We start from the raw sequence: 21,956 nt of genomic DNA on the forward strand, positions 1-21,956 counted from the left end.
GAAAGACCAAGCTAGTGTCGCTGGGCGTCGACGCAAGCCTTTGCCTTGGCGCATCAGCCTTGCTATCGGCTGCGGACAATGGCCAGCACCACCGACGATCCCGACAATCCAGAACCCGTCCCCGGCATGATCGATACCCCGTTCGACAGCGCGCTGTCCGAACGTTATCTCGTCTATGCGCTCTCGACGATCACCGCGCGCTCGCTGCCCGACCTGCGCGACGGGTTGAAACCGGTGCATCGCCGCCTGCTCTGGGCGATGCGTGCGATGCGGCTCGATCCTTCGCAGGGTTATAAAAAATCGGCGCGCGTCGTCGGCGACGTCATCGGCAAATTCCACCCGCACGGCGATACCGCGGTCTACGACGCGATGGTCCGCCTCGCGCAGGATTTCTCGCTGCGTTACCCGCTCGTCGACGGTCAGGGCAATTTCGGCAATATCGATGGCGATAATGCCGCGGCCTACCGCTATACCGAGGCGCGGCTGACGCGCGTCGCGATCGACCTGATGCAGGGGCTCGACGAGGGCACGGTCGATTTCCGCCCGACCTATAATGGCGAGGATGAAGAGCCCGAGATCATGCCGGGACTGTTCCCGAACCTGCTCGCCAATGGCGCGAGCGGGATCGCGGTCGGCATGGCAACGAACATCCCGCCGCACAATGCCGCCGAGGTGATCGGCGCCGCGCTCTTGCTGATCGAAAAGCCGAACGCCGAGCTCGCCGAATTGCTCGACCATGTGAAGGGCCCCGATTTCCCGACCGGCGGCATCGTCGTCGACAGCCCCGAGACGATAGCCCACGCCTATGAAACGGGCCGCGGCGGCTTTCGCGTCCGCGCGCGTTTCTCGACCGGCAAGACTGCCGATGGCAGCTGGGAAGACAGCGGCATCGAGAAGCTGCCCGGCGGCACCTGGCAGCTCGTCATCAGCGAAATTCCTTACGGCGTCGCCAAGGGCAAGCTGATCGAACAGATCGCGCAGCTGATCGCCGACAAGAAATTGCCGATCCTGGAGGATGTCCGCGACGAAAGCGCCGAGGATTTGCGCGTCGTCCTCGAACCCAAGAGCCGCAACGTCGATCCCGAGGTACTGAAGGACAGCCTGTTCCGGCTGACCGACCTCGAAAGCCGCTTCGCGCTCAACCTCAACGTCCTCGATGCGACCCGCACGCCGAAGGTGATGGGGCTGAAACAGCTGCTCACCGAATGGCTACAGCACCAGATCATCGTCCTCGTCCGCCGTGCGCAGCACCGCATCAACAAGATCGACGACCGTTTGGAGCTGGTCGCGGGCTATATCATCGCCTTCCTCAACCTCGACCGGATCATCGAGATCATCCGAACCGAGGACGAGCCCAAACCGGTGATGATCGCGGAATTCATCCTCACCGACCGGCAGGCCGAGGCGATCCTCAACATGCGGCTGCGCAGCTTGCGCCGGCTCGAGGAAATGGAGCTCAAGCGCGAGCAGGCCGATCTGACCGCCGAGCGCGAGGAGCTCGCAAAGCTGGTCGAAAGCCCCGCGCGGCAGAAGACGCGGCTGCGCAAGGACCTCGAAAAGCTGCGTGACGTCTATGGCCTCGAAACCCGGCTCGGCGCGCGGCGCACGACGATCGCCGAAGCCGCGCCGACGCGCGAAATCCCGCTCGACGCGATGATCGAGAAGGAGCCGGTGACGGTAATCCTCTCGAAACGCGGCTGGATTCGCGCCCAGCGCGGCCATGTTGCGGCGGACCAGTGGGCCGAGTTCAAATTCAAGGAAGGCGACGAGCTGCTGTTCGCGGCGCACGCGCAGACGACCGACAAGCTGTTGGTCGCGGCGAGCGACGGGCGCTTCTTCACCGTCGGCGCCGACAAATTGCCCGGCGGGCGCGGGTTCGGCGAACCGTTGCGGTTGATGGTCGACATCGACCCCGACGCGCGGATCGTCGCGCTGTTCCCGGCCAGTGCCGAGGGCCGGCTGTTGCTCGCATCGTCGAGCGGGCACGGTTTCGTCGCGCAAATGTCCGAAGTGGTCGCCGAAACGCGCAAGGGGCGGGGCGTCGTCAACCTCAAACCCAAGGCCGTCCTGGCGGTCGTCCGCCCGATCGCGCCGGGCGACGACAGCGTCGCTGCGGTGGGCGAGAACCGGAAACTCGTCGTTTTCCCGCTCGCCGAAGTGCCGGTGATGGCGCGCGGTCAGGGGGTGATGCTGCAACGCTATCGTGACGGTGGCCTGTCCGACGCGATCAGCTTTGTCTTTGCCGACGGTCTGAGCTGGGCGATGGGCGGCGATACCGGCCGCACGCGGACCGAAACCGACCTTGCGCCATGGCGCGTCGCGCGCGGCGCGGCCGGCCGGATGCCGCCGACCGGCTTTCCGCGCAATAACCGCTTCGACTGACCTTATTTTGTTGTTGCCGTAAACAGCTTCTTTACCCCCCGGCAATTACGCAAGGACCAATGGGGAAAGGTCGCTTAAAACCCGCTGTCATGCCTATTGATCGAACCGGTGAAGACCGGCCCTCGCTGTTTGTCGGATGGATCGATGCGCTGCCGGTCCCGGCGGCGCTTATCCGCCCGCTGGGTCGTGGCAATTTTCGCCTCCATGCCAGCAATGCCGCCTTCGACCGGTTGAAATTGTCGCCGGTGGGCGTCGATGCGCCGATCGAAATGCTCCGCGCGATCGAACGCGCCGCCAAACGGTCCGACGAAGCCCAGGAATTTTCATGCCAGCTGGGCGAAGGTCCGGCGGCGCGCGACCTGCGCGGATCGATCGGCCCGCTGCCCACCGAAGCGGGCGACGAAGGGCTGTTCCTGCTGACGCTGATCGATCGCACGCAGGAAATGATGACGGAGCGCAACCTGCGCCGCGAACTTGTGTCCGACAGCCTGACCGGCCTTCCCAATCGCGCAGGGTTCGAGGAACTGGTCGAGCAGCGCACGCTGGCCGGAGGCGCCGGCGCCGATCATGCGATCCTGCTGCTCGACCTTGCGCGCTTTTCACGGATCAACGAACATATCGGTCCGATGGCGGGCGACGAACTGATCATCACCGTTGCCCGCCGGCTGAAATCGAGCCTGCGCAGCGGCGACATATTGGGGCGCACGGGCGGCGACGAATTCGCCATTTCGTCGCGGGTCACCGGCGGCCGCGCCGACGTGCGCGAAATGGCGCGGCGCATCCGCGGCTGTTTCGACCACCCCTTCCGCATCGGTGAATTGAAAGTCAGCGTCGACTGCGCGCTCGGCTGCGCGATCCAACCCACAGCTGACACCGATGTCGCCGATCAGATTCGCCATGCCCAGATTGCCCTGAAACGCGCGAAGCAGACCGACCGCATCGAAATCTACGAACCCGAAGCGGCTATGCTTTCCGACAACAGGTTCGGGCTCGAAACCGAACTGCGCAACGCGATCGAGGAAGACCGGCTCCACCTTGCCTTCCAGCCGCTGATCGAAATGTCGAGCGGGCGCGTCGCGGGTTTCGAGGCGCTCGCGCGCTGGGACCACAGCAGTGGCCATTCGGTCTCGCCCGCCGAATTCATCCCGATCGCCGAGGATTCGGGGCTGATCGTCCCGCTCGGCCAATGGGCGGTCAGCAAGGCGGCGGCGACGCTCGCCGAATGGGACGCCCAGAATGGCGGCGAGATCGTCAACGCCTATTTCTCGGTCAATGTTTCGGCGATCCAACTGGTCCGCGACGATGTCGCGGGGGTGGTGCGAAACGCGCTCGAAAAACACCGCATCGGTGGCGAACGGCTGATGATCGAACTCACCGAAAGCGCAATCATCGGCGATCCCGACCTTGCGCTGTCGGTGCTCAGCGAACTCAAAGCGCTGCACGCTCGCGTCGCGATGGACGATTTCGGCACCGGCTATTCGAACCTCGCCTATTTGCAGCGCCTGCCGATCGACGTGCTCAAGATCGATCGCAGTTTCGTCGAACATATGGTCGACGACCGCGACAAGGTCGCCATCGTGCGAACGATCCAGAGCCTCGCCGAAGTGCTCGGCATGCGCACCACCGCCGAGGGCGTCGAAACCACCGATCAGGCAAGGTTGCTGTCGGCGCTCGGCTGCGACTTCGGACAGGGGTTCCTGTTTGCGCGGCCGATGGATAGCAAGGCCGCGCTCGATTACTGGCGTCAGTCGCTGGTACGCCCGATCTTCTGATCGACCAGCTCGGCGACGCGCGCCGCATCGGGAAAATCCTCCGCCACCCATTGGGCTTCGACCGCTTTCAATATGCGCGCCACGTCGGGGCCGGCGGCAACCCCGCGCGCGACGATGTCGCCACCTTTCACCGGCAGCAACGGCACCTGCCAGCCCGCGAGCGCCTGCACCGCGTCGGGGCGGCCCGCAATCAGGTGGACATCGCGCGCCGCGTCGATCCCGATGGCGTGCGCAAGCTGCCGAGCCGGACGGTCGACGTCGCCGCGACGTGCGGCGATCGCGGCCAGATGCTTACGCTGCCGCGTCGACAGGCGCAGCCGGCTCGCCACCTGCTCGGCGACCGCGGCGTCGGCGGGAAGCAGCACCGACAGGCGGCGCAGCGGTCCCGGCGTGGCGCCCGCGGCCGTCTCATTGGAAAGCAGGCGATCGAGCCCCCCGGCAAATGCGGGGTCCAGTTCGGGCAGCAGCACCTCGAAAATGCCGTCCGCCGCCATCTGGCCGACAATGGCGCGCGGGTCGGGCAGCGATAATAGCTTGAGCAGTTCGTCGGCGATCCGTTCGCGCGACAGGCTTTTCAGCGACTGGCGTGCCGCGATCACCGCCGCATGGCTGGCCGGTTCCAGCGGGCCGCGACCGAAACGCGCGGCAAAGCGATAGAAGCGCAGGATGCGCAAATGATCTTCGGCGATCCGTGTCGCGGCGTCGCCGATGAAGCGCACGCACCCGTTCCGCAGATCGTCGATCCCGTCGAACCAGTCGTCGATCGCGCCGCTGTCGGGATCGGCATAAAGCGCGTTGATCGTGAAGTCGCGCCGCGCCGCATCGTCGCGCCAGTCGTCGGCAAAGGCGACCGTTGCCCGGCGCCCGTCGGTTTCGACATCGCGCCGCAGCGTCGTGATTTCATGATGGTCGCCGCTCGCGATCGCGGTGACGGTGCCGTGCGCGATCCCCGTCGGAATCACCTTGATATTCGCCGCGGCGAGCCGCCGCGTCACCTCCTCCGGCAACAAGGGCGTCGCAAGATCGATGTCGGCGACCGGCAGGCCGAGCAATGTGTCGCGCACCGCGCCACCCACCAGCCGCACGGCGCCGCCATCGGCGGTCAGCGCCGCGACGATCCGCCGCAGCCCGGCGCGGTCGCGCCAAGGCGCTTCGGGCAGCGTCGTCACCGGTGCCACCCCGCGGGCAGGCGCCGCGCCAGATTGATGATGATCCCCGCCGTCACGCCCCAGATCCGCCGTCCCTGCCAGTCCATGTCGTAATAATGGCGGTCGTGCCCCTGAAAATTCGCATGCTGGCGCGCATAATTGGCAGGATCGAACAGGATGTCGAGCGGTACCTCGAACCAGTCCTCGACCTCGTCGGGATTGGGATCGAACGCCAGGTCGGGGGGGATGACGCCGAGCACCGGGGTGATCCGATAGCCGCTGCCCGACTGGTAGGGTTCGGTCGCGCCCGCGATCATCACGTCGCGGCGATTGAGCCCGATTTCTTCCTCGGCCTCGCGCAGCGCCGCGTCGATTGCGTCGCGGTCGCCCGGATCGATCTTGCCCCCGGGGAAGGCGACCTGCCCGGCATGGCTGCGCAACCATTGCGGTCGCTGCGTCAGGATGACGCCGGGGTCGGCCCTGTCGGTAAAGGCGATCAGCACCGCGGCATCGCGCAGCGTCGGCGTGCCGAGATAGGCTTCGTCCTCGCCTGCGTCGGGAAGCAGATTATCGAGCGCGTCGCGCAGCTTTTCGGAAAGCATCAGCGATCCACCAGGGGAAAACGGACACCGTTCGACCAGATCGCGGGCACTTCTTCGCCCGCAGCCAGCGCCATTTCAACAAGTTCGTAATAGAGCGCGCGGTCGATGCGGGCCTCCAGCCCGTTGCCGATCGCACCGCGGACGTGGAGTCGCGGGTCGGGGTGGTCGGGATCGTCACCGAAACTCAGGGGGTGGTCCGCTCCCGCCATCACAAGGTCGTCGGTATCGAGCCGGAAGACGAGCCTGCGCGCTTCACCCTTGCCCTCGCTCTTCATCTCGACCGCGCGGAACGGGGTGTCCTCGACGGTGATCGCCAGCTTCTCGGCCGGGGTGACAAGGACGTGGCTGCCGTCGGGTTCGCGCCGCAGGATCGTCGAGAAGAGCCGTACCATCGCAGGCCGGTTGATGCGACCGCCCTCGTGATACCAGCTGCCATCGGCGCGAATCTCCATCGCGCTGTCGCCGCTGCGTTCGGGGTGCCAGCTTTCGACCGGCGGCAGCTTGCGCGCGGCGAGCAGCTCGGCCGCCTCGGCCAGCGAAAGCTGGGCGAAGTCCTTTGGAAGCGAGGGTGCGGGGCTGACCATCCATCCGACATAGGCGGAAGGGCGGAGCGCGCAACCCCAAGCCCGCTCAGCGCGGCCCGATCCGTCCCGCGCCCGTCGGCAGGACGTGCCCGTTGACCGCCCGCGCGAGCAGGCGGCGCTTCTCATACGGGCCGGGCAAATCCCACGCCCCCGTCGCATCGGCGGCAAAGCCGAAGAAACGTCCGTAATATTCGGGGTCGCCGATCATCATCAGCGCGCCGTCGGCCTCGTGCTCGGCGGCCTCCAGCATATGCGCCATCAGCAAACGGCCGTGGCCACCGCGCTGGACGTCGGGGCGCACCGCGACCGGCCCGACCATCACCAGCGGCGTCGCGGTGCCGTTTGCCGTACGGTGCGCGACGGGCCAGCACTGGATCGTGCCGATCAGCGCGCCATCCTCGACCGCGGCGAAGCTCAAGGCGCGCACCGCATCGATGCCTTCGCGGATGCGATAGGCGGTTCGTCCAAAGCGATCCGGACCGAAAGCAGCGTCGAGAAGCGCCTCGACCGCCTGCGGCTCGATATCGGACAATGGAAGTAACTCGACCAACGCGCACCCTTTCGCTAATGCGGCGGCGCTTTAGGGTGAGGGCACGGCGATGGAAAGCCGAATGTCGCGCCCGTTCGACAGGATTTTCTTGTGACCGATATATTGTGGTTGGAAGTGACCGGGCTGACCGTCGACGTATTGACCGGCATCTATTCCGAAGAAACGCATTTGCCGCAGCCGCTGCGCATCTCGGTGCGGGCGAAGCTGGCGATGGCCGATCATTACGAGCCGACGACGCCGCTCAGCCGCTCGAAAAATTACATGCACCTCAAATTCGCGGCGACTGAGGGCATTCCCAAGGACGTCCATTTCGTGCTGATCGAAAGCGTCGCCGACCATATCATCGACACGCTGTTCCTGCAGGACGAAAAGATCGAAGAGGTCGAGGTCAAGATCGTCAAGCTCGCGATCGCCGAGGAAGGCGAAGAGATCGGCATCACCATGCGGCGGACCCGCAAATGACCCGGAAGCTCGCTCTCGTCACGGGCGGGCTCCACCGCGTCGGCGCCGCGATTGCCGCGCGGCTTGCGCGCGAAGGCTATGCGCTGGCGATCCACAAGCGCAGTCCCGGCGAAGCGGACCCGGTGCTTGCCGAAGCGCTTGCAGAGACGGGCGCGATCAGCCATCGTTTCGCCGCCGACCTAGCCGACCCGGCGGTGGTCGATGCGCTGATCCCGGCGGTGATCGAAAAATTCGGCCGCGCGCCCGACCTGCTCGTCAACAACGCCGCGCTGTTCGCCGAGGGCGAATGGGCCGACCTGACCGCCGATGCGCTGGCCGAAATGATGCAGGTCAATCATCACGCCCCGGTCATGCTGGCAAAGGCACTCGTCGCGGCGAGCGAAGGGCGGCGCCCCGCGATCGTCAATATCGTCGATCAGCGCGTTGCCCATCCGGTGCCCGACCAGATCGCCTACAGCCTGTCGAAATCGGCGCTGTGGCAGGCGACGCAAACGCTGGCGGTGGCGTTCGGAAGCCGCGCGCGCGTCAATGCCGTCGCACCGGGACTGACGATGGCGACCGACGATTATTCGGCGGCGCAGGTCGAGCGATTGGCGAAGCTTATGCCGCTGGGCGCGCTGCCGACGCCGGGGCAGATCGCCGATGCCGTCGTCTATCTGGCGCGCGCCGAGGCGGTCACGGGGCAGACGATCTTCGTCGACGGCGGCGCGCATCTGGCGCCGATGGCGCGCGATTTTGTGGCGTTGGAGCGGGACTAGCGTCGCGGTGGCGTGATGTCCGCAAACGACCGGTTGCGGACGTTCGATCCTCCCTGTGCCGCAGGCATGGGGAGGTGGCAGCCCGCAGGGCTGCCGGAGGGGCTAATGGCGCAACGTCGCGGCCCCTCCACCCCCTCGCTACGCGAGCGGTCCCCCTCCCCATGGCTTCGTGACAGGGAGGATTTGAGGTCGCTGACAAGTAACGCGATCCTTTATTTCATCGTCATCCCGGACTTGATCCGGGATCCATAGCCGCCTCGTCGTCCTGGATCCCGGATCAAGTCCGGAGTGACGAAGGGGACGTCGACGAAAAGGACAGTGCGTCGACCAGCTCAGCACGAACGGGTTGGGAGGCGGTTCAATAGATGTGAACCGCCTTCGTCACCAGATAGCCGTCGAGCCCCTCGGGTCCGCTCTCGCTGCCAAAGCCCGATTCCTTGATCCCGCCGAACGGCGTGTCGAGCGCCGAGATCACGAAGCTGTTCACGCCGACCATGCCGCTTTCGATGCTGTCGACGATGCGGTTGATGCGGCGGCCATTCTCGGTGAAGGCGAAGGCGGCGAGGCCGTAGGGGAGCCGGTTTGCCTGCTCCAGCGCTTCCTCTTCCGAACCGAACGGGCGGATCAGCGCCATCGGGCCGAAGGGTTCGTTGACCATCGCGTCGGCATCGATCGGCACGTCGGCGATCGCGGTCGGCTGGAAGAAATAGCCGTTGCCGGTCGCTTCGCCGCCCGCGATCACACGCGCACCTTTGGCCTTGGCATCGGCGACCAGCGCTTCCAGTGCGGGGATGCGGCGCGCGTTGGCAAGCGGGCCCATCTGCGTGTCGGCGTCGAGGCCGCTGCCGACCTTCACCTTCGCCGTGCGCTCGGCAAAACCCTTCACAAAGGCGTCGTAGATGCCCTGCTGCACATAGAAGCGCGTCGGCGAGATGCAGACCTGACCCGCGTTGCGGAACTTCTGCCACACGACCCTGTCGAGCGTCGCTTCGAGATCGCAATCGTCGAAGATCAGCACCGGGGCGTGGCCGCCGAGTTCCATCGTGATCCGCTTCACCCCGTCGGCGGCGAGCCGCATCAGATGCTTGCCCACCGCGGTCGAGCCGGTGAAGCTGACCTTGCGGATCACCGGGCTGGCGAGCAGGTGGCGGCTGATCATGTCGGGATCGCCATAGACGAGCTGGACGACGTCGCCGGGAATGCCCGCGTCGGCGATGCAGCGCATCACCGCGCTGGTGCAGCCCGGCGTTTCCTCGGGCGCCTTGGCGATGACGACGCAGCCCGCGGCGAGCGCGGGCGCGATTTTCTTGACCATCAGGTTGACCGGGAAATTCCACGGGCTGAAGCCCGCGACAGGACCGACCGGATGCTTCGTCACCATGGCGCGCTGGCCGAGCGGGCGCTGGAGGACGCGGCCCTCGATACGTTTGCCCTGTTCGGCGAAATAATCGAACAGTCCCGCGGCCGAGAGCACTTCGCCGCGCGCCTCGCCGATCGGCTTGCCCTGTTCGAGCGTCAGCAAGGTAGCGATATGGTCGACCCGCTCGCGGATCAGTCCGGCGGCCTTGTGCATCAGCGCGGCGCGCTCGTCGGGGGTCTTCGCGCGCCACACCGGCCAGCCGCGTGTCGCGGCAGCAAGCGCTTCGTCGAGGTCGGCGGCGGTCGCGACCGGCAGCTCGGCGATCGTGCCCGCGGTCGCGGGGTTATAGACCGGCCGCGCATCGCGCCCCTCGCCGCTCCGCCATGCGCCATCGATGAAGAGCTGGAGGTCGGCGTCGTAGGTCGCGGTGTCGGTCATGGGAGGACTTCCTAACTGGTCCATTAGCATCACAGCGAAGTCGAAATGCCTCTCGCGCAGCGCGGCGTGTCTCGACTTCGCTCGACACAAACGGATGGGGGTTGGTCAGATGCGCCCCATATAGGCCGCCTCAGCGATAGTTAAAGCTGATGCTGATCCGTTCGCCCTTGCCCGAATGCGGCATCACCTCGTGCCGCAGCCAGCTTTCCCACAGGAAAACGCGACCTGCGGCGGGTTCGGCGTAGATGAAGGGATGGAGATGATCGGGCGCATCGTCGGTGCGCCCCGGCGCCGCCATCAGCATCGGCAGGCGGGGATCCTCGAGCTTGAGCGCGCCCGATCCCGGCGGGACGGCGACATAGAAGGTGCCCGACACGATGCTGTGCGGGTGAATATGGCCGCTGTGGGTGCCGCCGGGTTTCAATATATTGACCCACAGGCTGTCGAGCTTGAGCGGCTTGGCGAGGTCGAAATGACACGCCTGGGCAAAGGCCTTCACTTGCTTGTCGAGGAGTTTCTTCAGGTCGTAAAAGGCCGGATCGCGCTCGGGCAGGTCGCCAAGGCTCGCGTAACTGGTATATCCCCTATAGCCATGCTCGCGGCTCCACGCCTTCCCCGCGCCATCCTCTTCGGCGAACAGGCGGCTGCTTGCCTCCAGCTCGTCGAGCAGGGCGGGCGAGCCGATATCGGCCTCGTAAAAATTGGTGGCGAAGAGCGTGCGAACGGGCATGATGGCCGCAAAGCACAGCCAGGACAGACAAGCAAGGGAGACGAGGATGGCCGAGTTTGAACTGATCGCCGACGGATTGCGCTTTCCCGAAGCGCCGGTCGTAATGGACGACGGCAGCGTCATTATCGTCGAGATCGAGGCGAAGCGGATCACGCGCTGCTGGCCCGGCGGAAAGAAGGAGGTCATTGCCGAACCTGGCGGCGGCCCCAACGGCCTCGCCATCGGTCCGGATGGCAAGCTTTATTGCTGCAACAATGGCGGGTTCAACTATGTCGAATCGAACGGCTACCTCGCCCCCCACGGCATCGCCGACGACTATTCGGGCGGACGGATCGAGCGCATCGACATCGAGACGGGCGAAGTCGAAATCCTCTACAAGTCGGGCGACCATGGCGTCGTCCTGCGCGGCCCCAACGACATCATGTTCGATGCGCACGGCGGCTTCTGGTTCACCGATCATGGCAAGGTCGATTATGCCGCGCGCTGCCACGACATCGTCGGCATTTTTTACGCCAAGGCTGACGGCAGCTTCATCGAGGAGGTGATTTTCCCGAGTTACAACCCCAACGGCATCGGCATATCGCCCGACGGGACCAGGCTCTATGCCGCCGAAACCTATACCTGCCGCCTGACCCAGTTCAACATCGTCGCCCCCGGCAAGGTCGACGACGCGGCGGGCCCCGGCGGCCCTGGCATCCCGCTCTATCGCCCGGCGGGCTATAAATTCTTCGACAGCCTCGCGATGGAGGCGAACGGCAATATCTGCGTCGCGACGATCGGCGAATGCGGGATCAGCGTCGTCTCGCCGCAAGGAGAATTGGTCGAGTTCGTCGCGACCGATGACATTTTCACCACCAATATCGCTTTCGGCGGGCCCGACCGGCAGGATGCTTATATCACCCTGTCGGGCACAGGGCGGCTGGTGAAGACGCGCTGGGCGCGGCCCGGGCTGCAGCTGCAATATTGAAGGGCGCCGCATGCACGAGGAAACCCACGCCGTCACGCGAGTCGGCTGGCTGCGCGCCGCGATCCTCGGCGCCAACGACGGGATCGTCTCGACCGCCAGCCTGATCGCCGGGGTCGCCGCGGCGGGCGCGTCGCAATCGTCGATCCTCGTCACCGGCACCGCGGGGCTCGTCGCAGGTGCAATGTCGATGGCGGCGGGCGAATATGTGTCGGTGAGCTCGCAGGGTGACGCAGAGAAAGCCGACGTCGAGCTGGAGAAACGTCACCTCGCCACCGATCCCGAGTTCGAGCTGGAGGAGTTGACGCAGATTTACGAGCAGCGCGGGCTCGATCGCTCGCTCGCCGAACAGGTCGCGGTGCAACTCACGGCGCATAATGCGCTCGACACGCATCTGCGCGACGAACTGGGCATGACCGACGTGACGGCGGCGCGGCCGGTGCAGGCTGCGGCGGCTTCGGCGGCGAGCTTCGCGACCGGCGCGGCGCTGCCGCTGGCGACGGTGCTGGTCGACCAGGGCGACACGCTGCCTTTCACGGTATCGGGCGCGTCGCTTATCTTCCTCGCGGTCCTCGGCGCGCTCGGCGCGCGGGCAGGCAATGCGCCGATGCTGCGTCCCGTCCTTCGCGTCACCTTCTGGGGCGCCTGTGCCATGGCCGCGACGATCGCGATCGGGTCGCTGCTCGGAACGACTGTCGGCTGATCCGCGCCGCCGCCGGGACCGGATGCGCGTCGGGCCGCGATTGTCAGGGACGCCGTCATCTGTATGACTGTCGACCCCGCGTCCGCGGGATCATCAATCGGAGGGGTCCGAAATGAGCGCAAAGAGCTGGGCGATCGACATCGATCGCGATGATATCACGCAAGCCACATTGACCGCCGACGAAGGCGCGCCGCTGGCACACGGACAGGTTCGCGTTCGCCTCGACAGCTATGCGATGACCGCGAACAACATCACCTATGCGGTGTTCGGCAAGCCCGCGGGGCTGTTCGGAAACGACCAGGGCTATTGGGATTTCTTCGCCGAGCGAGGCGCGCCCGGCCGACTGCCGGTGTGGGGCTTTGCGACGGTGACCGAAAGCAATGTCGACGGCATTGCGGTCGGTGATCGCTTCTATGGCTATTATCCGATGGCGGAGGGCGCGGTACTGAGCGTCGGCAAGGCGGGTCCGGGCGGCTTCACCGACGTCACCCCGCGCCGCACCACCCTGCCCCCCATCTACAACAATTATCAGCGGATCGAAGCGCTGGCCGATTACCGCGCAGCCGACCATGATTATTGGCCGGTCTTCCGCCCGCTCTTCCTGACCGGCTGGCTGATCGCCGACCAGTTCGAGGATGAGGGCGATTATGGGGCGAGCCAGATCCTGATCGCGAGCGCATCGAGCAAGACCGCGATCGGGCTCGGCTTCTCGCTCGCGCGGCGCGCCGGACACCGCCCCGAAACCGTCGGCCTTACCAGCAAGGCCCATGTCGCCGCCCTCGATGCGCAGCGCATTTACGACCGCGTCATCGCCTACGACGACATCCTTACGCTCAACCCCGCTACGCTGTCGGCATTGGTCGACATGGCGGGCAATGGCGCGGTCACGCGCGTCGTGCACAGCCATTTCGGGAACAACCTCAAGGCCTCGATCATCGTCGGCAAGTCGCACTGGGATGCCGACGCAGGCGGAGCCGCGCTTCCCGGGCCCGAGCGGCAAGGCTTTTTCGCGCCCGGCCGCAGCCAGAAACGCATCGCCGACTGGGGCGGTGCGGCGTTCGGGCAGAAGATTGCCGCGGCCTGGCTCGCCTTCATGGACATCGCCCCGCGGCTGGCGTCGATCGACAAGCGTGGCGGCGGCGACGCGGCGCTGGCGGCTTATCACGAGATGCTTTCGGGCCGCGCCGACCCCAGGGCCGGAATCATTGTCGAACCCTGATCGCCGCAGTTGACGTTAACGTCAATCTGCGCTCTAGCCCGCGCATGTCCCGATACACGCATGTCATCTTCGACTTCGGCGGCGTCATCACCGCCTCGCCCTTCGAAGCCTTCAACCGCCTCGAAGAAGCGCGCGGGTTGCCGCGCGACTTCGTGCGCCGCGTCAACGCCGCCGACCCCGACAGCAACGCCTGGGCGCGCTTCGAACGCGCCGAGATCGACGCCGCGGCGTTCGATGTACTATTTGCGGCCGAGGCGAGGGCGATGGGGCACGAACTCGAGGGCGAAGCGGTGCTCGCGGTGCTGGCGGGGGCAGTGCGTCCCGCGATGGTCGCGGCACTCGATACGCTGAAAGCGAGCGGATTCGGCATCGCGTGCATCACCAACAACGTGCCCAGCGGCAAAGGCGCGGGCATGGCGCGAAGCGAAGCGCTCGCCGCCGAAGTCGCGGCGATCATGGCGCGCTTTGACCATGTGATCGAATCGAGCAAGGTCGGCGTGCGCAAGCCCGACCCGCGGATTTACGAAATGATGTGCGAGGCACTCGGCGCCCGGCCCACGAATTGCGTCTATCTCGACGACCTGGGCATCAACTGCAAACCCGCGAGCCAGCTCGGCATGCACGCGATCAAGGTGACGAGCGGCGACCAGGCGCTCGCCGACCTGTCGGCGGCGCTGGGCATGCCATTGCCCTGACGGTTGCTCTGTTCGACCGCACGAAGGACGGGGGTTTCGGGGTGGCAAGCTGCCATCTCGTGAACCGTTGGAGCAAGGAAAGCATCGCCGTCGCCGTCCGGCAAAGGATTTAATCCCCTATGCTCCTAAGCAATTGCATATCGTGGCGGGAAGGCTTAACCGGCACCGCATCGACCGTTTAGAGTCAAGACAGGGCTGATATGGCTGGCAACGAACCGAGTGCGCGTCCGCGCTCCCCGCATTTGCAGGTGTATAAATGGGGGCCCGCGATGGCGGTCTCGATCTTTCACCGTGTTTCCGGCGACGGTCTCGCGATCGTCGGTGGGCTGATGTTCCTCTGGTGGCTCGGCGCGATCGCCGCGGGGCCCGACGCCTATAACGCCTTCATCGCCTGCGTGTGGCACGATCCCAGCCCCGATGCCGGCACCTTCCACATGGTCACCAACCTTGTCGGCAAAATCGTGCTGATCGGCCTGACCTGGGCCTTTTTCCAGCATCTTTTCTCGGGCCTTCGCCACTTCGTCCTCGACGCGGGCGCGGGCTATGAGCTCAAGACCAACAAGCTCTGGTCGATCCTCGTCTTCGTCGGCTCGATCACCGCGACGATCGCGGTGTGGCTCTATATCTTTGCGGAGACGCTCAATGGGTAACGGAACGCGTCTCGGCCGCGTGCGCGGGCTCGGCTCGTCGCACCATGGTTCGGCCCACTGGCTGCAACAGCGCCTGACCGCGCTCGGCAACATCCTGCTCGTCGGCTTCCTCTTCGTGTCGTTCCTGCGCCTGCCGATGACCGATCATGCGGCGGTGCTGCGCTGGGCGTCGAACCCGACCGTCGCGCTGGCGCTGATCCTGATGACGGTCAGCGTCTTCTGGCACCTGCGTTTGGGGCTTCAGGTGATGATCGAGGATTATGTCCACGGCGAAGCGACCAAATTGCTGTCGCTCGTCCTGTTGAACTTCTACGCGATCGGCGGCGCCGCCTATGGCATTTTCGCCATCGTCCGCATCGCGCTTGCGCCCGCCGCCGGGCTTGCTCCGGGGGGCATGTAAGATGACCGACGCCTACAAGATCATCGACCATATCTATGACACCGTCGTCGTCGGCGCCGGCGGCTCCGGCCTGCGCGCCACGATGGGCAGCGCCGAAGCCGGGCTCAAGACCGCGTGCATCACCAAGGTGTTCCCGACGCGCAGCCACACGGTCGCGGCGCAGGGCGGCATCGCCGCGTCGCTCGGCAACAATTCGCCCGACCATTGGCAATGGCATATGTACGACACCGTCAAGGGCTCCGACTGGCTCGGCGACCAGGACGCGATCGAATATATGGTGCGCGAGGCTCCGAACGCGGTCTATGAACTCGAACATGCGGGCGTGCCGTTCAGCCGCAATGCCGACGGCACCATCTACCAGCGCCCGTTCGGCGGCCATATGCAGAATATGGGCGAAGGCCCGCCGGTGCAGCGCACCTGCGCCGCGGCCGACCGCACCGGCCACGCGATGCTCCACGCGCTCTATCAGCAGTCGCTGAAATATGACGCGGACTTCTTCGTCGAATATTTCGCGCTCGACCTGATCATGGAAGACGGCCCCGACGGCAAGGTCTGCCGCGGCGTCATCGCGCTCTGCATGGAGGATGGCAGCATCCACCGCTTCCGGTCGCAGGCTGTCGTGCTGGCGACCGGCGGCTATGGCCGTTGCTATTTCACTGCGACCTCGGCGCACACCTGCACCGGCGACGGCGGCGGCATGGTGCTGCGCGCGGGGCTTCCCTTGCAGGACATGGAATTCGTCCAGTTCCACCCGACCGGAATTTACGGTGCGGGCGTGCTCATCACCGAGGGTGCGCGCGGCGAAGGCGGCTATCTCACCAATTCGGAAGGCGAGCGGTTCATGGAACGCTATGCCCCGTCGGCGAAGGATCTGGCGTCGCGCGACGTCGTCTCGCGGTCGATGGCGCTCGAAATCCGCGAAGGCCGCGGCGTCGGTCCCCATGGCGACCATATCTACCTGCACCTCGACCATATCGATCCCGCGGTTCTCGCCGAGCGCCTGCCGGGGATCACCGAGAGCGGCAAGATTTTCGCGGGCGTCGACCTGACGCGCCAGCCGCTCCCGGTCGTGCCGACGGTCCATTACAATATGGGCGGCATTCCCTGTAACTATCATGGCGAAGTCGTCACGCTCGGCAAGGACGGCCCCGACACCGTCGTCCCCGGCCTGTTCGCGGTCGGTGAAGCCGCGTGCGTGTCGGTCCATGGCGCGAACCGTCTCGGCTCGAACAGCCTGATCGACCTTGTCGTCTTCGGCCGCGCGACGGGGCATCGCCTCAAGGAAATCCTGACCCCCGGCGCCGCGCAGGCGCCGCTGCCCAAGGACAGCGCCGACCTCGCGCTCGCGCGGCTCGACCATTTCCGCAATGCCAACGGTGGTTCGCCGACCGCGGAAATCCGGACCGAGATGCAGCGCGCGATGTCGCAGCACGCGGCGGTGTTCCGCACCGACGAGCTGATGGCGGAGGGCAAGGAAAAGCTCACCAAGACCTACAGCCGCATGAACGACGTCCATGTCACCGACCGCAGCCTGATCTGGAACACCGACCTCATCGAAACGCTCGAGCTCGACAACCTCATCAGCCAGGCGACGGTGACGATGCACTCGGCGTTCAATCGCAAGGAAAGCCGCGGCGCCCACGCGCACGAGGATTTCCCGAATCGCGACGACGCGACGTGGATGAAGCACACCGTGGCGTGGTTCGACGGCTGGGGCGGCAAGGGCGGCGGTGTCCGCCTCGATTATCGCCCGGTCCACGAATATACGCTGTCGGACGACGTCGACTATATCAAGCCGAAGGCGCGCGTTTACTAACTGCGTTTTTCTGGAACGATTGGAAGTCCGTCGCGGGGCCCTCGGGCCACCGCGCGGGCGCGTCACCCTTGCCGAGCAGATTGTCGATCGGATTCCTGTCGGAGAAGCCCGGTCGATTGATCGGGCGAACCTTTATTCTCCGAAAAAGTCGTGAATCGGGTTGACGTCGGCAAAAGGCACATCGACCTTTTGCCCGATCGTCCACAGCTTCTGGCACGCGACGGTGAAAAAGATCAGCGCGACCGTCCAGACGATGAAGGTCTTGCGCGACTGCCAGCGGCGTTCGGCTTCGGCGGCGGCAGCACGCGCCTTATAATCGATGCCCAGCTCGCCTTCGAATTCGGCGACGAGCTGCGCACGGCGCGTCCGCGAGATGTTCGCGATACTCTCGTTACGATTGCCCGTCACTGTCGGTCGGCGAGTCGCCATCGATGCACCCTGGCCCCAGCTAGTCCTGCTGCCGGATATAGCCGCCAGCTCCTGCCAAAGCGTTAACCGGACCGCCCGAAATGCGACGAAGCGTTAGCAACCCCGATCAATTTGATCCGCGCCGTCGCGCCGCGCAGCAGCGTCAGGTGGCGCGGCGGACGGTCGAGCGCGGCGGCGAGCAGCCGGATGACCGCATCGTTCGCCGCGCCATCGGCCGGCGGCGCGGTGACGCGAAGCTGTACCCGGCCGTCCGCGATCTTCACGTCGTCGCGGCTCGCGCCGGGCGTCACGCGCACCTCGATCCGCCCCGACGCCGCCAGCGCGCGCAGCGCGTCGGTCAGCGCGGGGTCGGGGCGGTATTTCAGATGGTGACGACCAGCTTGCCGACCGCGCTGCGGTCGCCGAGCTTCGCGATCGCCTTGCCGCCGTCCGCGAGCGCATATGTGCCGGTGACGCGCGGCTTGATCTTGCCCTGCTCCCACAGCTGGAACAGCCGCGCGATATTCGCACGGTTGCGCGCGGGTTCGCGCATCACGAAGGCGCCCCAGAACACACCCGCGACGTCGCAGCTTTTGAGCAACGTCAGGTTGAGCGGCAGGCGCGGGATCCCGGCGGGGAAGCCGACGACGAGATAGCGCCCCTCCCACGCGATCGAGCGCAGCGCGGGCTCGGCATAATCGCCGCCGACCGCGTCATAGATGACATTGGCGCCGTTCGGGCCGACCGCTTCCTTGAACTTGTTCGCGAGCGCCTTCGACTGGTCCTTGTCGAACGGCTGGCGGCCATAGACGATGACTTCGTCGGCGCCGGCCTCACGCGCGATCTCGGCCTTCTCCTCGCTCGACACGCCCGCGACGACGCGCGCGCCGAATGCCTTGCCGAGTTCGACCGCGGCGATGCCGACCCCGCCCGACGCGCCGAGCACGAGCAGGGTATCGCCTTCCTGGATATGGCCACGATCGACGAGCGCGTGGATGCTGGTGCCATAGGTCATCAGCAAGGAGGCGCCTTCGGCGAAGTCATGGCCTTCGGGCAGATGATAGACATTGTGGACCGAAACCGCGACCGCCTCCGACATGCCGCCGTTGCCGCAGCCCGCGATCACGCGGTCGCCGACCTTGAAATCGGTGACGCCTTCGCCAACTTCCGCGACAAGCCCCGCCACTTCGCCCCCGGGCGCGAAGGGGCGTTCGGGCTTGAACTGATATTTATCCTCGATGATCAACGTATCAGGAAAATTGACCGCGCAGGCCCGCACATCGATCACGATCTGGCCCTTGCCGGCGGTCGGGCGCGGCAGTTCGCCAAGCTGGAGCGTTTCGGGGCCGCCGGTTGCGGTCGACAAGAGAGCCTTCATCATCTTCTCCTCTTTTTGCTGTTAAGCTGCGGGTCGCATCCACGGACGCTCGGCGTCGAGTTGCTTTTCATAATCGCCGATCGCCGCATCGCTCTTTTCCGTCAGCGAAATCTCGTCGAGCCCTTCGATCAGGCACATCTTGCGGAACGGATCGATCTCGAAGGTGAAGCGGTCCTGAAACTGCGTCGTCACCGTCTGGTGCTCAAGGTCTACATGCACGGGATCGGTCGCTGCGACTTCCATCAGGCGATCGATCGCCGCCTGCGGCAAAACGACGGGCAGGATGCCATTCTTGACCGCATTGCCCGAGAAAATGTCCGAATAGCTCGGCGCGATCACGACGCGGATACCCAGGTCGCCCAATGCCCAGGCGGCGTGTTCGCGGCTCGATCCGCAACCGAAATTGTCGCCCGCAATCAGGATCGGCGCGCCTTTGAATTCGGCGCGGTCGAACAGATTGTCGGGGTCCTTGCGGATCGACTCGAATGCGCCGCGCCCCATGCCCTCGCGCGTCGTGGTCTTCAGCCAATGCGCGGGGATAATGACGTCGGTATCGACATTTTTAAGGCCCAGCGGGATCGCGCGGCCCTCGACCTGATTGAGCGGCGTCATGTCATTCGGCCGGCTTGGGAAAGGGCGGCAGCTTCGCGACGTCGCGCGGCTCGTGCTGGATGATGACCGTCGCGCCCAGATTTTTCGCCAACCCCTTGAACCGGTCGAACGAGGCGAGCGTTTCGGCGCGGTCGGTGTTGAACTCCGGGACGCCGTCGCTGTCGTAATTCTCCTGAAAATGCGCCTGGTCGCCGCTGAGCAGCACCGGACCAGTGCCCGCGAGCCGCACGAGCAGCGTGTGGTGGCCGGGTGTGTGCCCCGGCATGTCGAGCATCACGATGCGGCCGTCGCCGAATATGTCCTTGTCGCGTTCGACCGGTTCGACGGTGCCACCCCCGTTGATCCAGTGCGTAAAGGGTTCGGGATTGACCCACGCCGGGCGGCCGCTGTCGATCAGCCAGTCCCAGTCGCGCTTGCCGATATAGAGCTTCGCGGCCGGAAAATCGGGAAGCTGGCCGATATGGTCGAAGTGAAAATGGCTGATGCCAACGACGTCGATGTCCGCAGGCTTGATGCCCAGTTCGGCGAGCTGTTCGACCAGGCTTTTGCGCACCGTCGCCGACATGTCGCCGTCGCTGTTGAACGCCGCGTCCTTCAGCGCGGCCGGCAGGCCAAGGTCCCACAGCATCAGCTGGTCGCCGTGGCGGATCAGGTAGCAACCGACCGTCAGGTCGCGGCTTTGCCCCGGATAGGCCGCTGTATCCGAAAAGGCGTTCAGCCGGTTGACGCGCACCGTCCCGCAATCGAGCCGGGTCAGGCTGAGCTTTGCCGGTGCGGGCTTGTCCTGTGCCAGCGCGGGGGCGGCAAGCGCCAGCGCCGCCGCGATCGATACAACGGCTTTCCCGATCATGCGTTTCGGTTCCCTCTTCCGTACGTTCATGCCATCAGCTCCCGCACGTCGGTGAGCTTGCCCGTCACGGCCGCCGCCGCCGCCATTGCGGGGCTGACCAGATGGGTGCGGCTGCCGGGGCCTTGGCGGCCGACGAAATTGCGGTTGCTCGTCGAGGCGCAGCGTTCGCCCGCGGACACCTTGTCGGGATTCATCGCGAGGCACGCCGAACAGCCCGGCTCGCGCCATTCGAGGCCGGCCTCGGTGAAGATGCGGTCGAGCCCCTCGGCCTCGGCCTGCGCTTTCACGAGGCCGGAGCCCGGGACGACGATCGCCCATTTCACATTGTCGGCCTTCTTGCGGCCCTTCACGATCGCGGCGGCGGCGCGCATGTCCTCGATGCGGCTGTTGGTGCAGCTGCCGATGAAGATATTCTCGATGCTGACGTCCTGCATCCGCGTGCCGGGTTCGAGGCCCATGTAGGCGAGCGACTTGGCGGCCGCGACCTGCTTCGACGGGTCGGCGAAGCTGGCGGGGTCGGGAACGACGCCGGTGATCGGCACGACATCCTCGGGGCTGGTGCCCCAGGTCACGCTCGGCGCGATGTCGGCGGCGTCGATCACCACGACCTTGTCGTAGGTGGCGCCGGGGTCGGTCGTGAGGCTCTTCCACCAGGCGACCGCCGCGTCCCAGTCGGCGCCTTTCGGCGCATAGGGTCGGCCCTTCAGATATTCGAACGTCGTCTCATCGGGCGCGATCAGCCCGGCGCGCGCGCCGCCCTCGATCGCCATATTGCTGACGGTCAGCCGGCCCTCGACGCTGAGCGCGCGGATCGCGCTGCCGGTATATTCGATGACATGGCCGGTGCCGCCCGCAGCGCCGATCGTTCCCGTTATGTGGAGGATGATGTCCTTCGCAGTGACGCCGGGGCCGACTTCGCCCTCGACGCGCACTTCCATCGTCTTCGACGGCTGGAGCAACAGCGTCTGCGTCGCGAGCACATGTTCCACCTCGCTCGTCCCGATCCCGAAGGCCAGCGCGCCGATGCCGCCGTGGCAGGCGGTATGGCTGTCGCCGCAGACGATCGTCGTGCCGGGCAGCGAAAAGCCCTGCTCGGGGCCGACGACATGGACGATGCCCTGTTCGGGCGCGACCGCGTCGATATAGCGGATGCCATATTCGGGGGCGTTCTTTTCGAGCGCTGCCAATTGCGCCGCGCTTTCGGGGTCGGCGATCGGCAGCCGATTGCCCGCCGCGTCGAGCCGCGCGGTCGTCGGCACATTATGGTCGGGCACCGCGAGCGTCAGATCGGGGCGGCGCACCGTGCGACCGTTCGCGCGAAGCCCCGCGAACGCCTGCGGGCTGGTGACTTCATGGACGAGATGGCGGTCGATGAAGATCAGGCAGGTACCGTCGGGGCGCTGTTCGACGACATGCGCGTCCCAGATTTTCTCGTAAAGGGTGCGGGGCCGAGTCATGCGGCTCACTTACGCCTG

23 protein-coding genes are annotated in these 21,956 nt (G+C 65.8%); 11 read left to right on the forward strand and 12 right to left on the reverse strand.

Annotated features, from left to right (window positions below):
- Nucleotides 1–78 precede the first annotated feature (78 nt).
- The gene (parC, locus tag HDC35_RS07755; RefSeq protein WP_184645411.1) at nt 79–2,382 is read left to right on the forward strand and encodes a DNA topoisomerase IV subunit A; all 2,304 of its coding nucleotides are present in this window, start codon (nt 79–81) and stop codon (nt 2,380–2,382) included.
- Between the two features lie 89 nt (nt 2,383–2,471).
- The gene (locus tag HDC35_RS07760; RefSeq protein ID WP_260397621.1) at nt 2,472–4,154 is read left to right on the forward strand and encodes a putative bifunctional diguanylate cyclase/phosphodiesterase; all 1,683 of its coding nucleotides are present in this window, start codon (nt 2,472–2,474) and stop codon (nt 4,152–4,154) included.
- Here the strand turns inward: HDC35_RS07760 and HDC35_RS07765 are convergent.
- The 4 genes from HDC35_RS07765 to HDC35_RS07780 are packed head-to-tail and all read right to left on the reverse strand — an operon-like array spanning nt 4,127 to nt 7,038.
- The gene (locus HDC35_RS07765) at nt 4,127–5,323 is read right to left on the reverse strand and encodes a CCA tRNA nucleotidyltransferase (protein WP_184645416.1); all 1,197 of its coding nucleotides are present in this window, start codon (nt 5,321–5,323) and stop codon (nt 4,127–4,129) included. The genes HDC35_RS07760 and HDC35_RS07765 overlap by 28 nt on opposite strands.
- Nucleotides 5,320–5,904, reverse strand: a complete 585-nt coding sequence (locus HDC35_RS07770) for a CoA pyrophosphatase (RefSeq protein ID WP_184645418.1) — start codon at nt 5,902–5,904, stop codon at nt 5,320–5,322. The genes HDC35_RS07765 and HDC35_RS07770 overlap by 4 nt, the downstream gene beginning before the upstream one ends.
- Nucleotides 5,904–6,488, reverse strand: coding sequence for a DUF1285 domain-containing protein (locus HDC35_RS07775; RefSeq protein ID WP_184645420.1), 585 nt, complete (start codon nt 6,486–6,488; stop codon nt 5,904–5,906). The genes HDC35_RS07770 and HDC35_RS07775 overlap by 1 nt, the downstream gene beginning before the upstream one ends.
- Before the next feature lie 46 nt (nt 6,489–6,534).
- Nucleotides 6,535–7,038, reverse strand: coding sequence for a GNAT family N-acetyltransferase (locus HDC35_RS07780; RefSeq protein ID WP_184645422.1), 504 nt, complete (start codon nt 7,036–7,038; stop codon nt 6,535–6,537).
- A 90-nt stretch (nt 7,039–7,128) separates the two neighbouring features.
- Here HDC35_RS07780 and HDC35_RS07785 point away from each other — a divergent pair, with 90 nt between their 5' ends.
- Both HDC35_RS07785 and HDC35_RS07790 read left to right on the forward strand, forming a co-directional pair.
- Nucleotides 7,129–7,500 (forward strand): dihydroneopterin aldolase, encoded by a 372-nt coding sequence (locus tag HDC35_RS07785; protein ID WP_184645424.1) that lies wholly within the window; start codon nt 7,129–7,131, stop codon nt 7,498–7,500.
- Entirely contained in the window at nt 7,497–8,258 is a 762-nt protein-coding gene (locus HDC35_RS07790) for an SDR family oxidoreductase (protein ID WP_184645426.1), read from the forward strand. Before HDC35_RS07785 ends, HDC35_RS07790 begins: the two co-directional genes overlap by 4 nt.
- A 358-nt stretch (nt 8,259–8,616) precedes the next feature.
- On the opposite strand, the gene HDC35_RS07795 is transcribed toward HDC35_RS07790, so the two are convergent.
- On the reverse strand, nt 8,617–10,056 hold the full coding sequence (locus HDC35_RS07795) for an NAD-dependent succinate-semialdehyde dehydrogenase (RefSeq protein ID WP_184645428.1): 1,440 nt from the start codon (nt 10,054–10,056) through the stop codon (nt 8,617–8,619).
- 130 nt (nt 10,057–10,186) lie between these two features.
- Nucleotides 10,187–10,786 (reverse strand): TIGR02466 family protein, encoded by a 600-nt coding sequence (locus tag HDC35_RS07800; protein WP_184645430.1) that lies wholly within the window; start codon nt 10,784–10,786, stop codon nt 10,187–10,189.
- Nucleotides 10,787–10,832: 46 nt separating this feature from the next.
- Between HDC35_RS07800 and HDC35_RS07805 the strand changes: the two genes are divergently transcribed.
- From HDC35_RS07805 to sdhA, 7 genes are all read left to right on the forward strand, one after another.
- Nucleotides 10,833–11,753: an SMP-30/gluconolactonase/LRE family protein gene (locus HDC35_RS07805; RefSeq protein ID WP_184645432.1), complete on the forward strand. Its 921-nt coding sequence runs from the start codon at nt 10,833–10,835 to the stop codon at nt 11,751–11,753.
- Between the two features lie 10 nt (nt 11,754–11,763).
- On the forward strand, nt 11,764–12,453 hold the full coding sequence (locus tag HDC35_RS07810) for a VIT family protein (protein ID WP_184645434.1): 690 nt from the start codon (nt 11,764–11,766) through the stop codon (nt 12,451–12,453).
- A 112-nt stretch (nt 12,454–12,565) separates the two neighbouring features.
- Complete coding sequence (locus tag HDC35_RS07815) at nt 12,566–13,672, forward strand: DUF2855 family protein (RefSeq protein WP_184645436.1); 1,107 nt, start codon at nt 12,566–12,568, stop codon at nt 13,670–13,672.
- 44 nt (nt 13,673–13,716) lie between these two features.
- On the forward strand, nt 13,717–14,367 hold the full coding sequence (locus tag HDC35_RS07820) for an HAD-IA family hydrolase (RefSeq protein ID WP_184645438.1): 651 nt from the start codon (nt 13,717–13,719) through the stop codon (nt 14,365–14,367).
- Between the two features lie 269 nt (nt 14,368–14,636).
- Entirely contained in the window at nt 14,637–15,017 is a 381-nt protein-coding gene (sdhC, locus tag HDC35_RS07825; RefSeq protein WP_409437936.1) for a succinate dehydrogenase, cytochrome b556 subunit, read from the forward strand.
- A complete protein-coding gene (gene sdhD, locus HDC35_RS07830; protein ID WP_184645442.1) occupies nt 15,010–15,417 on the forward strand; it encodes a succinate dehydrogenase, hydrophobic membrane anchor protein in 408 nt (135 codons plus the stop codon). The genes sdhC and sdhD overlap by 8 nt, the downstream gene beginning before the upstream one ends.
- Nucleotide 15,418: 1 nt before the next feature.
- The gene (sdhA, locus tag HDC35_RS07835) at nt 15,419–17,233 is read left to right on the forward strand and encodes a succinate dehydrogenase flavoprotein subunit (RefSeq protein ID WP_184645444.1); all 1,815 of its coding nucleotides are present in this window, start codon (nt 15,419–15,421) and stop codon (nt 17,231–17,233) included.
- A gap of 132 nt (nt 17,234–17,365) precedes the next feature.
- Here the strand turns inward: sdhA and HDC35_RS07840 are convergent, their stop codons facing one another.
- From HDC35_RS07840 to leuC, 6 genes are all read right to left on the reverse strand, one after another.
- Entirely contained in the window at nt 17,366–17,662 is a 297-nt protein-coding gene (locus HDC35_RS07840; RefSeq protein WP_184645446.1) for a hypothetical protein, read from the reverse strand.
- A gap of 62 nt (nt 17,663–17,724) precedes the next feature.
- Nucleotides 17,725–17,958, reverse strand: a complete 234-nt coding sequence (locus HDC35_RS07845; protein WP_311770736.1) for a DUF167 domain-containing protein — start codon at nt 17,956–17,958, stop codon at nt 17,725–17,727.
- 65 nt (nt 17,959–18,023) lie between these two features.
- Entirely contained in the window at nt 18,024–19,019 is a 996-nt protein-coding gene (locus tag HDC35_RS07850) for an NADPH:quinone oxidoreductase family protein (protein ID WP_184646465.1), read from the reverse strand.
- Between the two features lie 21 nt (nt 19,020–19,040).
- A complete protein-coding gene (leuD, locus tag HDC35_RS07855) occupies nt 19,041–19,631 on the reverse strand; it encodes a 3-isopropylmalate dehydratase small subunit (RefSeq protein ID WP_184645448.1) in 591 nt (196 codons plus the stop codon).
- 1 nt (nt 19,632) lies between these two features.
- Complete coding sequence (locus tag HDC35_RS07860; RefSeq protein ID WP_184645450.1) at nt 19,633–20,481, reverse strand: N-acyl homoserine lactonase family protein; 849 nt, start codon at nt 20,479–20,481, stop codon at nt 19,633–19,635.
- A gap of 26 nt (nt 20,482–20,507) precedes the next feature.
- Nucleotides 20,508–21,938 carry a 3-isopropylmalate dehydratase large subunit gene (gene leuC, locus HDC35_RS07865; protein ID WP_184645452.1) on the reverse strand — a complete coding sequence of 477 codons (1,431 nt, stop codon included), beginning with the start codon at nt 21,936–21,938 and terminating at the stop codon, nt 20,508–20,510.
- Nucleotides 21,939–21,956: the final 18 nt, after the last annotated feature.

Origin of the sequence: Sphingopyxis sp. JAI128, from assembly GCF_014207235.1 — a bacterium.
Lineage (GTDB): Bacteria > Pseudomonadota > Alphaproteobacteria > Sphingomonadales > Sphingomonadaceae > Sphingopyxis.